10 protein-coding genes and 2 tRNA genes are annotated in these 12,112 nt (G+C 63.1%); 5 read left to right on the top strand and 7 right to left on the bottom strand.

The window, feature by feature from the left end; translation table 11 throughout:
- Nucleotides 1–8: 8 nt before the first annotated feature.
- From R2669_RS05915 to R2669_RS05905, 3 genes are all read right to left on the bottom strand, one after another.
- Nucleotides 9–596 (bottom strand): NUDIX hydrolase, encoded by a 588-nt coding sequence (locus R2669_RS05915; RefSeq protein ID WP_102067332.1) that lies wholly within the window; start codon nucleotides 594–596, stop codon nucleotides 9–11.
- Between the two features lie 205 nt (nucleotides 597–801).
- A tRNA-Met gene (locus tag R2669_RS05910) sits at nucleotides 802–878 on the bottom strand.
- A 28-nt stretch (nucleotides 879–906) separates the two neighbouring features.
- Nucleotides 907–983, bottom strand: a tRNA-Met gene (locus tag R2669_RS05905).
- A 227-nt stretch (nucleotides 984–1,210) separates the two neighbouring features.
- Here R2669_RS05905 and R2669_RS05900 point away from each other — a divergent pair.
- The gene (locus R2669_RS05900) at nucleotides 1,211–2,245 is read left to right on the top strand and encodes a quinone-dependent dihydroorotate dehydrogenase (protein WP_316899218.1); all 1,035 of its coding nucleotides are present in this window, start codon (nucleotides 1,211–1,213) and stop codon (nucleotides 2,243–2,245) included.
- A gap of 16 nt (nucleotides 2,246–2,261) precedes the next feature.
- On the opposite strand, the gene R2669_RS05895 is transcribed toward R2669_RS05900, so the two are convergent.
- The gene (locus R2669_RS05895) at nucleotides 2,262–2,501 is read right to left on the bottom strand and encodes a hypothetical protein (protein ID WP_316889313.1); all 240 of its coding nucleotides are present in this window, start codon (nucleotides 2,499–2,501) and stop codon (nucleotides 2,262–2,264) included.
- 391 nt (nucleotides 2,502–2,892) lie between these two features.
- Between R2669_RS05895 and R2669_RS05890 the strand changes: the two genes are divergently transcribed.
- On the top strand, nucleotides 2,893–4,794 hold the full coding sequence (locus R2669_RS05890; RefSeq protein ID WP_316899216.1) for a potassium transporter Kup: 1,902 nt from the start codon (nucleotides 2,893–2,895) through the stop codon (nucleotides 4,792–4,794).
- Between the two features lie 79 nt (nucleotides 4,795–4,873).
- Here R2669_RS05890 and R2669_RS05885 read toward each other — a convergent pair whose 3' ends face one another.
- Both R2669_RS05885 and R2669_RS05880 read right to left on the bottom strand, forming a co-directional pair.
- Complete coding sequence (locus R2669_RS05885; protein ID WP_027681291.1) at nucleotides 4,874–5,314, bottom strand: hypothetical protein; 441 nt, start codon at nucleotides 5,312–5,314, stop codon at nucleotides 4,874–4,876.
- Between the two features lie 185 nt (nucleotides 5,315–5,499).
- A complete protein-coding gene (locus tag R2669_RS05880; protein WP_316899215.1) occupies nucleotides 5,500–7,833 on the bottom strand; it encodes a Tex family protein in 2,334 nt (777 codons plus the stop codon).
- A gap of 110 nt (nucleotides 7,834–7,943) precedes the next feature.
- Here R2669_RS05880 and R2669_RS05875 point away from each other — a divergent pair, with 110 nt between their 5' ends.
- The 3 genes from R2669_RS05875 (at nucleotide 7,944) to yoaA (ending at nucleotide 11,173) form a co-directional block, all read left to right on the top strand.
- Entirely contained in the window at nucleotides 7,944–8,708 is a 765-nt protein-coding gene (locus R2669_RS05875; RefSeq protein ID WP_316899213.1) for a hypothetical protein, read from the top strand.
- A gap of 35 nt (nucleotides 8,709–8,743) precedes the next feature.
- Complete coding sequence (locus R2669_RS05870) at nucleotides 8,744–8,947, top strand: DUF465 domain-containing protein (RefSeq protein ID WP_004627116.1); 204 nt, start codon at nucleotides 8,744–8,746, stop codon at nucleotides 8,945–8,947.
- A gap of 84 nt (nucleotides 8,948–9,031) precedes the next feature.
- Nucleotides 9,032–11,173 carry a DNA repair helicase YoaA gene (yoaA, locus tag R2669_RS05865; RefSeq protein ID WP_316899211.1) on the top strand — a complete coding sequence of 714 codons (2,142 nt, stop codon included), beginning with the start codon at nucleotides 9,032–9,034 and terminating at the stop codon, nucleotides 11,171–11,173.
- 66 nt (nucleotides 11,174–11,239) lie between these two features.
- Here yoaA and R2669_RS05860 read toward each other — a convergent pair whose 3' ends face one another.
- The gene (locus R2669_RS05860) at nucleotides 11,240–12,097 is read right to left on the bottom strand and encodes an outer membrane protein assembly factor BamD (RefSeq protein ID WP_316899210.1); all 858 of its coding nucleotides are present in this window, start codon (nucleotides 12,095–12,097) and stop codon (nucleotides 11,240–11,242) included.
- Nucleotides 12,098–12,112 lie beyond the last annotated feature (15 nt).

Raw genomic sequence — 12,112 nt, 5'->3', positions numbered from 1 at the left:
GTGGGGTGTTAAGGCGTCGTGGCCGGCGTGTCGATCGCGGCGGTGCGCATCGGCTTGTAGATGTCGAGCGTATGGAGGCGGAAGCTGCCGTCGGCGAGCTTGCCGGCCGCGCGGTCCGCAAAGAAACAGCGCAACGTGTGGATGACAGTCGGGAAGGCCAGATCATCCCAGGGGATATCGGCTTCGTTGAAGAGTGCGACTTCCAGGCTTTCTTCACCTGGCGCGAAATCCAGATCGTTCAGCTTGGCCAGATAAAACAGGTGGACCTGGTGCACGTGCGGCACGTTGAGCACCGAATACAACTCGCCGATTTCGACGTTGGCGCCGGCTTCTTCCTGGGTTTCGCGGTTGGCAGCCTCGGCGGTGGTTTCCCCGATTTCCATGAAGCCGGCGGGCAAGGTCCAGAAGCCGTAGCGCGGCTCGATCGCGCGCTTGCACAGGAGGATCTGATCGTTCCAAACCGGCACGGTGCCAACCACGTTGCGCGGATTCACATAGTGAATCGTATTGCAATGGTCGCAAACGTCGCGCAGTCGGTTGTCACCGGCGGGAATGCGCGAGACGACTGACTGGCCGCAGTTGGAACAGAATTTCATGGGGAATCGTCGCGGGTGGAATGTCTCAGTGTATCACCGCGGCGATGCGGTCCCGTGCGGCACCGGGTGGGGCGCGCGTATCGACTGAGTTGCACGGGAAACGCCGCGTAGAACCCTGCAAAACAATGCCCGGAAAAGCAAAAAGCCCGCTGGGTGCGGGCTTGATGATTCGGCTCAGGTCTTGGAGCGAGCCGTTCTACTTAGCTGGTTGCGGGGGCAGGATTTGAACCTGCGACCTTCGGGTTATGAGCCCGACGAGCTGCCAGACTGCTCCACCCCGCGTCCGTAGAAACGCATTCGACTTTCTGGCTGGTTGCGGGGGCAGGATTTGAACCTGCGACCTTCGGGTTATGAGCCCGACGAGCTGCCAGACTGCTCCACCCCGCGTCCGTCGAATAAAAGAGTATAGCGAGACCTGTGCGGCGATGCAACACTTTTCTCGTATGGCATGCATGCTGATGGCGTGATGCCCATCTAGCGCGCTTGCGAACCCAAGCGCAGATTCACATTGGACATATCGTGCGCCGCTACGTTCGAAAGCGGCGCGCGCGATGCATTGCGGCGTGCAGGCCGTTTACAATGCCGCCTTTCGCGTTCTTCTCTTGATTCCGACCGTGCTCAACGCCCTGTATCCGCTTGCCCGCCCGCTGCTGTTTTCGATGGATCCCGAAGAGGCGCATCACTTCACGCTGACCCAGCTCAAGCGGGCGCACGCGATGGGGCTTTCGGGCTGCATCGGCGCACGCATAGCGCCGCAGCCGCGCACGGTGATGGGCGTGAAGTTTCCTAACCCGGTCGGGCTGGCTGCCGGCTTGGACAAGGACGGCGCGTATATCGATGCGCTCGGCGCGCTCGGTTTCGGCTTTATTGAAGTCGGTACGGTTACGCCGCGCGCGCAGCCCGGCAATCCGCGCCCGCGCATGTTCCGCTTGCCGGCGGCCAATGCGCTCATCAATCGCATGGGTTTCAACAATGGCGGTGTCGATGCATTCATCAATAACGTAAAGGCATCGAAGTGGCGCGAGGCCGGCGGCGTGCTGGGCTTGAACATCGGCAAGAACGCCGACACGCCGATCGAGCGCGCTGTCGACGATTACCTGCATTGCCTGGAACGCGTGTATCCGCATGCAAGCTACGTCACGGTGAACATTTCGTCGCCGAATACGAAGAACCTGCGCCAACTGCAGGGCGCGAGCGAGCTGGACAGCCTGCTTGGCACGCTGCGCGACGCACAGCAGCGTCTGGCAGATCAGCACAAGCGCTACGTACCGGTGGCGCTGAAGATCGCGCCGGACCTGGATGACGACCAGATTGCCAACGTTGCCGACGCGCTCCTGCGCCACAGGATGGACGGCGTGATTGCGACCAACACGACGATCAGCCGCGAAGCCGTGGCCGGTCTGGCGCACGCCGAAGAGACGGGCGGGTTGTCAGGCCAGCCGGTGCGTGAAGCCTCGACGCGGGTGATTCGCGCCTTGCACGGTTTGCTCGGCGATGCGGTGCCGATCATTGGCGTGGGCGGCATCCTGGCCGGCGAGCATGCGCGCGAGAAGATCGACGCGGGCGCGCAACTGGTGCAGCTTTATACGGGATTGATCTATCGCGGTCCGGCCCTGGTGGCGGAATGCGCGCGGGCGCTGGCGCGCTGACGTGGACGGGCCGCGCTTAGCGGCGGAGCAGGAAGATGATGAGCCCACTGGCGGCCACCACCGCGGCTGCCAGATCGTATGGGCCGGCGTAATCAGCCCACACGGACGGGTCGAGCTGCTGCATGAAGGCCGCTTGCGCCCACGGCAGGATCATGCGCGGGATCGCAAACAATAGGACGGCAACGACCAGCAATACGATCAGTGCGGTCAGCGAAGGCTTGGAACGCCCCAAGAGGCGAATGGATAAGTGGGGCAAGGCCGTCCCCGTTTCGTAAGCGTCGAGCGGCTGATCGCCAGTCGTTCAACAAAGTTTGCAATGAAGGTTTGTCAGGCATTTTCCTACAAAGTTCTGTCGGCCGCAGTCCTACTTATGGCTATGTGCGGCACAGCATGCACCGCATGTTGTCTGCTTGCTGAAGGCGCGGGACTGGCGCTGCACAATGTGCTCCGTCGGGCTGTTTATATGCTTGGGCAACGTTCTTGGGACGTTCCAGGCCGCTTTGTCTCGGGCGCTGAGCATCATGATGCACTGCGGCAACGAATGCCCGTTTGAGGGGTTGGCGTGACGGAGGGCGGGAGTACAATCCGCCCTCATTGTGCAATGCACGATTTTTGAGCGGCCAGTGTTTCGGCCGATTTTCAAGTTCATGAGTCAAGCTCTTACAGCAACCGGGTCGCCCCAGACCAACGTGAACCTGCGCGCCATGGTGGTCGGCGCCGTCGGGGTGGTGTTCGGAGACATCGGCACCAGTCCGCTGTATTCGCTCAAGGAATGCTTCAGCCCAGACCACGGCATTCCGTTCTCCAGCGGCGCGGTGCTCGGCATCATCTCCATGCTCTTCTGGGCGATGGTGATCGTGGTATCGCTCAAGTATGTGCTGTTCGTCATGCGCGCCGACAACAACGGCGAGGGCGGCATCCTCGCGCTGATGGCGCTGTCGCTGCGCACGGCCAATACCAATTCGAGGCGCATGTCGCTCCTGATGATGCTGGGCGTCTTCGGCGCCTGCATGTTCTACGGCGACGCGGTCATCACGCCGGCCATCTCGGTCCTGTCGGCCATGGAAGGTCTTGAAATCGCCGCGCCGGCATTGTCCCCCTTTGTATTGCCGATCACGATCGTGATTCTGGCGGTGCTGTTCCTGATCCAACGCAGCGGCACGTCGGTGGTGGGCAAGCTGTTCGGTCCGGTGATGCTGCTGTGGTTTGCCGCGCTGGCAGCGCTGGGCATGATGAATCTGGTGAAGGCGCCGCAGATTCTGGTGGCCGTCAACCCGATGTACGCCGTTTCATTCCTGCACGACCATGCGCTGCAGGCGTTCATCGTGCTCGGTTCGGTGTTCCTGGTGCTGACCGGCGCGGAAGCGCTGTACGCTGACATGGGCCACTTCGGCGCACGCCCGATCCGCTGGGCGTGGTTCTTTATCGTGGCGCCGAGCCTGCTGCTCAACTACTTCGGCCAAGGCGCGATGCTGCTGACCGACCCGAGCACCATCGAAAACCCGTTCTACCGTTCGGTGCCGGAAGCGCTGCAACTGCCAATGGTGGTGCTTGCTGCAGCAGCCACTGTCATTGCCTCGCAGGCCGTGATTTCGGGCGCGTTCTCGCTGACGAGCCAGGCGATCCAGCTTGGCTTTGTGCCGCGCATGCGCATTCGCTACACGTCGGAGGCCGAGATCGGCCAGATCTACGTGCCCATGGTCAACTGGATGCTGTTGATCCTGGTGGTTGGTGTGGTACTGGCGTTCAAGAAGTCCGACAACCTGGCGGCCGCCTACGGCATTGCCGTGACGACCACGATGGTCATTACCACGGTGCTGGCCGCGGTGGTGATGCGCTCGGTCTGGCGTTGGCACCCGGCGCTCGTGACGCTCGTGAGCCTGTGTTTCCTTGTGGTCGACATGGCGTTCTTCTCGGCGAACCTGTTGAAGATCCGCGATGGCGGTTGGTTCCCGTTGACGCTGGGCGGCGCCGTGTTCTTCCTGCTGATGACCTGGTACAAGGGCAAGAAGCTGGTCCGTGCGCGCAGTCTGGAGGATGGCATTCCGCTGGAGCCGTTCCTGGCTGGCCTGCTGGCGCATCCGCCGCATCGCGTGGAAGGCACGGCCGTCTTCCTGACCGGTAACACTGAATTCGTGCCCGTGTCGCTGCTGCATAACCTGAAGCACAACCGCGTGCTGCACGAGCGCGTGATCTTCATCAGCTTCGTCACGCGCGATATTCCGTACGTGGACGACAAGCACCGCGTGTCTGTGCGGGATTTCGGCAGCGGCATCTACATCGTCAAGGCGGAATACGGCTTCAAGGAAACGCCGGACGTCTACCGCGTGCTCGAACTCGGTCAACCGCAGATCGGCTCGCGCTGCGAATTGATGGATACGTCGTTCTTCATCGCGCGTGAGTCGGTGGTGCCGTCCAAGTTGCCGGGTATGTCGATGTGGCGCGAGCGCCTGTTTGCGTGGATGCATCAAAACGGCGCCAAGCCGTCGGACTTTTTCCACATCCCCGCCAACCGCGTGGTGGAGCTGGGTACCAAGGTCGAGATCTGATCAACCTACCGCTGCATAGCAAAACGGCCCGTGCGAGAGAGACGCACGGGCCGTTTTGTTTGTTGGAGCGGCGCTGCAATTACATCTTTGCAGCGGCGTGATTGCGCTCGCGGACTTCGTCGTTGCGGGCGTGGACGTCGTGGTTGCGGTCCTTCACGTCGTGCCGCAGGTCTTTGCGATCGTGGTGCAGGTCGCGACGCTCGGCGTTGACTTCATGCTGCTCTTCGGCGCGCTTCTTGTTCCAGTATTCGGCGCCCCCGACGTTGCCATTGGCCAGGTCACGGTTTTCGCGGCGTTGATCGGCGTTGCGGGCGGCGCGGTCGGCATTCAATGCGGCCTTGTCGGCGCCGATGTCCGCGCGATCACGGCGGATATCGCGGTTGTCGTGGCGGATGTCACGGTTGTCCTGGCGAATCTGCTGATTGTCTTGCTGAACTTGCTGGACGGGCGTGGTCTGCGCGAAAGCGGCGGTACCGGCAACAGCAAGCAGGGCGGCAATCAGGGTGTGGCTCGTCTTCATGGCGTTTCTCCTCGTGGGTCCCAGGCGGCGTGCCTGTGTCTCCTTAACGGGCCGAAAAGATGGGACGACGACGCATGAGTGTTAGCAAGGATCCATGTGCGTAAGGACTTGTAACGGCCACACGCGGCCATGAAAAAACCCGCCGGGTCCAAAAACCGGGCGGGTTCCATTCAACAGAATGCGCGTTAGCGTTTGAGCTTGGCGAACGCTTCTGCCATGGCGCCGGACGGTTCGGGCGCGCGGCGTTGCTGGCCGCCGTGGCGACCGCCTCCACTGCTCGGACGATCGCCGCCGCCGGTGCGTGCAGCCGCCTGACCGGGCTCATCCGACAGGCGCATCGTCAGGCCGATGCGGTTGCGCTTCACATCCACCTCCATCACCTTGACCTTGACGATCTGGCCAGGCTTGACCACCTCATGCGGGTCACGCACGAACTTGGTCGACAGCGCCGACACGTGTACCAGGCCATCCTGATGCACGCCGATGTCGATGAAGGCGCCAAACGCCGCCACGTTCGTCACCACGCCTTCGAGCACCATGCCGGGCTGCAGGTCCTTGATGTCTTCCACGCCGTCCTGGAACGTCGCCGTCTTGAACTCGGGGCGGGGGTCGCGGCCGGGCTTTTCCAGCTCAGAGAGGATGTCGACCACGGTGGGCAGGCCGAATTTCTCGTCGGTGAAGTCACGGGCGGTCAGGCCACGCAGCGCCTCGCGGTTGCCGAGCACGTCGCCGATGCCTTTCTTGATGCTGTCCAGGATGCGCTTGACGACCGGATACGCTTCCGGGTGCACCGAGGAGCGGTCGAGCGGATTGTCGCCGTCATTGATGCGCAGGAAGCCGGCGGCCTGCTCGAACGTCTTGTCGCCCAGGCGCGGCACTTTCTTGAGCGCGTCGCGGTTGGGGAACGCGCCGTTGGCATCGCGGTACTCGACGATGTTCTTGGCGAGGATCGAGTTCAGCCCCGACACACGCGCCAGCAGAGGGGCAGAGGCCGTGTTCACGTCCACGCCGACCGCGTTGACGCAATCCTCGACGATGGCGTCCAGTGCGCGGGCCAGCTCCCGCTGGTTCACGTCATGCTGATACTGGCCAACGCCGATCGACTTCGGATCGATCTTCACGAGTTCGGCCAGCGGGTCTTGCAGGCGTCGCGCGATCGACACCGCGCCACGCAGCGACACATCCAGCTCGGGGAATTCCTTGGCCGCCAGCTCCGACGCCGAATACACCGACGCGCCGGCCTCGCTCACCACGATCTTGGTCAGCTTCAGCTCCGGCGCGTTGCGCATCAGGTCTTGCACCAACTTGTCGGTCTCGCGGCTGGCTGTGCCGTTGCCGATGGAAACCAGTGCCACGCCGTGCTGCTTCGCCAGCCGGGCGAGCGTGGCCAGCGAGCCGTTCCAGTCGCGACGCGGCTCGTGCGGATAAATGGTCGCCGTCTCCAGCAGCTTGCCGGTGTGGTCGACCACGGCCACCTTGCAACCGGTACGGATGCCCGGGTCGATGCCCATCACGGCTTTCGGGCCAGCCGGCGCGGCCAGCAGCAGGTCGTGCAGATTGCGGCCGAAGATCTTGATGGCCTCGGCTTCCGCGGACTCGCGCAGTTGCGTGAGCAACTCGGTTTCGATATGCGGCTGTACCTTCACGCGCCAGCACCAGCGGCACACGTCCGACAGCCACTTGTCAGCCGCCCGGCCCTTGTTTTCGATGCCGACGTGGCGCGCGATCATGATTTCGCACGGGTGCGGGTTCATCGCGTCCTGTTCTTCGCCCAAGCCGAGCTTCACGAACAGCACGCCCGCGTTCCGGCCGCGGAACAGCGCCAGCGCGCGGTGCGACGGCACGTTGCGGATCGGCTCGCTATACGCGTAGTAATCGCGGAATTTCTCTTCTTCGGCGGTTTCCTTGCCTTCCACCACGGTCGACGAAACCTGGCCTTGATTCCACAGATGGTCGCGCACCTTGCCGAGCAGCTCAGCCGTCTCGCCAAACTGTTCGGAGAGGATGTCGCGCGCGCCGTCCAGCGCGGCTTTCACGTCCGGCACGCCGCCGTCGGCGGTCGGGTTGCCGTTGACGAACTTGGCAGCTTCGGTTTGCGGATCCAGCGTGGGGTCGGCCAGCAGCGCCTGGGCCAGCGGCTCCAGGCCGCATTCGCGGGCAATCTGGGCGCGCGTGCGGCGCTTGGGCTTGTAGGGCAGGTAGAGGTCTTCCAGCACCTGCTTGGTCTCGGCCGCCTCGATGGCGGTGCGCAGGGCGTCCGTCAGCTTGCCTTGCTCTTCAATGGAGGCGAGGATGGCCGCGCGGCGGTCTTCCAGCTCGCGCAGGTACAGCAGGCGCTCTTCCAGGTTGCGCAGTTGCGTGTCGTCCAGGTTGTCCGTCACTTCCTTGCGGTACCGCGCGATGAACGGCACGGTGGCGCCTTCGTCCAGTAGTTGGACGGCGGCGGCAACCTGCTGCGGCCGGACCGCCAGTTCAGTGGCGATGCGGGAGACGATCTTCTGCAACACGGAATCAGTCATTGCTTCCAGAGAGTGCGATGGAAAGCCGCGCATTTTGCCACAACGCGAACCCTGTTCCTGAGCTGAAATCCGTGGCCGCGCGGCGTTTGCCGCACAGGCGCGGTGATAAAATGCACGTTATGCCTACGCTCCTGTTTTCTGCCCGTCGCCGCGCTGCCGCGCGCCGCGCTTCTCGTCTGGTTCTGCCGGCGTCCGTGCTCAGTGTCACGCTGCTTGCCACGCCCGCATGGAGCCAGTCCCAGCCTGCCGCTGCGCCGGCTGCCGCTGTGCCCGCCACCCCGCCCGATTTCGGCTCTGAGCACGATCGCATCAACAGCGCCAAAGCGTGGGCTGAATACCGGTACGCCGAGGCCGAACGCGCTTGCTACGACAAATTCCTCGTCACGCGCTGCATCGACAAGGCGAAGGATGTGCGTCGCACGGAACTCCACGCCATCCGCGAGCGCGAGCTTGCGCTGGACGAAGCCGAGCGTGCCGATCGCGCTGCCCGTCGCGACCAGGAGCGCGCCATCCGCGAGGCTCAGTACAACGCCGAACGGCCCCAGCGCGAAGCCGCCGAGCAGAAGAATCGCAACGATTTCGCGAGCAAGCAGGAGCAGCAGCGCCTGAACGAGGCGCAGCGCCAAGCCGAAGCGCCGCAGCGCGCTGCCAACGCGCAGGCGGCCGCCAAAAAGCAGGCCGATTACGATGCCAAGCTGAAAGCCGCGCAGGAGCAGGGCGCCGCCAACGCCGCAAAGCGTGCGGAAAGCGCCAGGCAGTTCCAGGAAAAGCAGCAAGACGCCGTCAAGCGTCAGAAAGAACTGGAAGAGCGCCGCGAACAAACCAAGCGCCGCAACGAGCAAAACCAGAACAACACCAGTCCGCTGGGGTTCTAAACTTCAGCCAAGGCCGGGTTTCCGGGAGGAAAGCGATGGACAGCGATCTGAACACGATCTCGCGTCGCATCATTGAATTGCAGATCGAGCACCGCGATCTCGATTTCCTGATCGACCGGCTGGCGACTACCGCCAATCATGACGAGTTGCAGTTGCGCCGTCTCAAGAAGCGCCGCCTGAAACTCAAGGACACCATCACCCTGCTACAGTTGCAGCTTGAGCCGGACGTGCCGGCCTAGCGCCTACCCAAAGTTGGTTCGATTTTCATCCTGAGAGGCCGCAATCACGTGCGGCCTCCGTCATTTGACCCCACGGATTCCGCGTTGACTTCGCTTTCCCCGCTGGCCGAGCCGTCGGCTGACTCCGACGCCGATGCCGGCGACGCTTCGGCTCCCGCCGCTTCGGTACCTGCCGATGCCCATCATGCCGAACTGGCGACGCTGTTCGCCGACGACGGCACGCTGGCCAAAGGTATCGATGGTTACCGGCCCCGCAGTGCGCAGCTGACAATGGCGCAGGCCGTCGCCAACGCCATCGAAGCCGCCGATTCGATCATCGTCGAAGCCGGTACGGGCACGGGCAAAACGTACGCCTACCTTGTTCCCGCGATGCTGTGGGGCGGCAAGGTGATCGTCTCCACCGGGACGAAGAACCTGCAGGATCAGCTTTTCCTGCGCGACATCCCCACGGTGCGCAAGGCGCTGAATGCGCCGGTGTCGGTGGCGTTGCTCAAGGGGCGCGCCAATTACGTCTGCCATTACCACGTCGAACGCACGTCGCAGAACGGGCGTCTCTCTTCGCGGCAAGACGCCGCATGGCTGCGCCAGATCAACCTGTTTCTGAAGACGACGAAAACGGGCGACAAGGCGGAACTTGCCAGCGTCCCCGAGAACGCGCCGGTGTGGAATCTGGTGACGTCCACGCGCGATAACTGCCTGGGTTCGGACTGCGCGTATTACAAGGACTGCTTCGTCATGCGCGCCCGCAAGGAGGCGCAGCAGGCCGACGTGGTGGTGGTCAATCATCACTTGTTCTTCGCGGACGTGATGTTGAAGGACACCGGCATGGCGGAGTTGCTGCCCGCCGCCAACACGATCATCTTCGACGAAGCGCACCAGCTGCCAGAAACCGCCACGTTGTTCTTTGGCGAGACCATCTCTACGAACCAGATTCTGGAACTCGCGCGCGACAGCGTGGCAGAAGGCCTTTCGCACGCACGCGATGCGGTGGACTGGGTGGCGATTGCCGCGCCGCTGGAGCGTGCCGCGCGTGATTTGCGCCTCGTTTTCCGCCAGGACGGGTCCCGCCTGTCGATCAAGCAGATCGACAACGATGCGGCCCTTGCCACGCCGTTCTACGAGGTGCTGCCCAAGCTTGAGCAGGCGCTTTCCGACTTTACCGGCGCGCTGGAAGCCCAGGCCGAACGCGCCGAGACCATCGAGCAGTGCCATCGCCGTGCGGTGGCGCTGTGCGAGAAACTGGAAGCGTGGGCCGATCCCAAACCGCCCAAGGCGCCAAAGAAGGAAGGGGATGACGCGGGCGCGGACAGCGAGAGTGCGGTTCCCGTTGACGAGCGTGTGCGCTGGGTCGAGGTATTCGCCAATTCCGTGCAGTTGCACCTGACGCCGTTGTCGATCGCGCCGATCTTTTCGCGTCAGCGTGCCGGCCAGCCGCGCGCGTGGGTCTTCACGTCCGCGACGCTTTCGGTGCGCGGCAACTTCACGCACTACGCTGCGCAGTTGGGCCTGGACCGTGATCGGTCCATGACGCTCGACAGCCCGTTCGACTACGCATCGCAAGGCTTGCTGTATGTGCCGCGTGATTTGCCCCAGCCGAGCGATCCGCGCTTTACCGATGCGGTGCTCGGCGCCACCTTGCCGCTGATTGAAGCGGCGGGCGGCAAGACGTTCCTGCTGTGCACGACGCTGCGCGCCGTGAATCGCGCCGCCGAGCGGTTGTCGGATGAATTCGCCCAACGCGGCTGGGATTTCCCGTTGCTCGTGCAGGGCCAGGCCAGCCGTACGGAATTGCTGGATCGCTTCCGGGCGCTGGGCAACGCCGTGCTGATCGGCAGCCAGAGTTTCTGGGAGGGCGTGGACGTACGCGGCGAGGCGCTCTCGCTGGTCGTCATCGACAAATTGCCGTTTGCCCCGCCCGATGATCCGGTGCTGAGCGCCCGCATGGAGGCGCTTGAAAAGAAGGGGCTGAGCCCGTTTGCCGTGCACCAACTGCCGCATGCAGTCATCACGCTCAAGCAGGGCGCAGGGCGGTTGATTCGCTCCGAGACCGATCGCGGTGTGCTGATGATCTGCGACCCGCGGCTCGTTGAGAAGAACTACGGCCGGCAGATCTGGCAGAGCCTGCCGCCGTTCAAGCGTACGCGCGAGGCCGAGACGGCTGCCGATTTTCTGCGTTCGCTGCGGCCAGATTCGGAAGAGGCGGCTGCCGGCGGGTCTGAAGACTGATCTGCGTGCACAAACAAAAAGCCCGGCCAATCGACCGGGCTTTTTGCTGTGCTGTTCAAGCCTTGCTTACCACCATTGGTACCAGGGCTTGTCTTTCTTGCGCTGGCCGTAGGCGAGGAAATCGCTCTTCGGATAGTTCTGCTTGATGATGCGTTCGGTGTCGTCGCGCATGTCTTTCATGCCCAGCGCTTCATACGACTTCATCATGATGTACAGCGCTTCTTCCACTGCCGGGGCGCGATCGTAATCCTTGATGGCGTCCTGCGCGCGGTTGACGGCAGCCAGGTAGGCGCCGCGGCGATAGTAGTAGCGTGCGGCGCCCACTTCATGCTCGGCCATCGCGTTGACGATGTACTGCATGCGCTGGGTGGCGTCCGGCGTGTACTTGCTGTTCGGGAACCGCGTGATCAGCGTCTTGAACGCGTCGTAGGCGGCGCGTGCGGCTTTCGGGTCGCGCTCGCTCAAATCCTGGTTCGAGAAGCGGCCGAGCCAGCCCAGGTTGTCGTTGAAGTTGATCAGGCCCTTGAGGTAGTAGGCGTAATCGACGCTGGGGTGATTCGGGTGCAACTGGATGAAGCGATCCACCGCGGCCAGCGCGGCAGCCGTCTCGCCATCCTTGTAGTTGGCGTAGGCGGTTTCGATCTGGGCTTGTTGAGCGTACTGGCCGAACGGATAGCGGCTTTCGAGCTTTTCGTAGTACTTGACCGCCTTGGCGTAGTCGCCGCCGTCGAGCGAGTCCTTCGCTTCCGAATATAATTTGTTGGCTGACCAGCCAGCCGTTTCGTCTTGCTGTTCCGGCAGGATGCCGCAGGCCGAGATAGCAAGGCATGCAACGCCTGCCACCAACGCTGCTCCGATTTGCGCGCGGATTCGATTGCCGACTCGACTAACAATACGCGCCTGCTTTACGCTCGTGACCGACATGGGCACCTTTTCTGA

The sequence above is a fragment of the Ralstonia edaphi genome (assembly GCF_958350185.1).
In the GTDB taxonomy this organism is placed as follows: domain Bacteria; phylum Pseudomonadota; class Gammaproteobacteria; order Burkholderiales; family Burkholderiaceae; genus Ralstonia; species Ralstonia edaphi.
The sequence above is the reverse complement of the archived record's forward strand: the minus strand, read 5'-3'. Positions and strand labels throughout refer to the sequence as shown.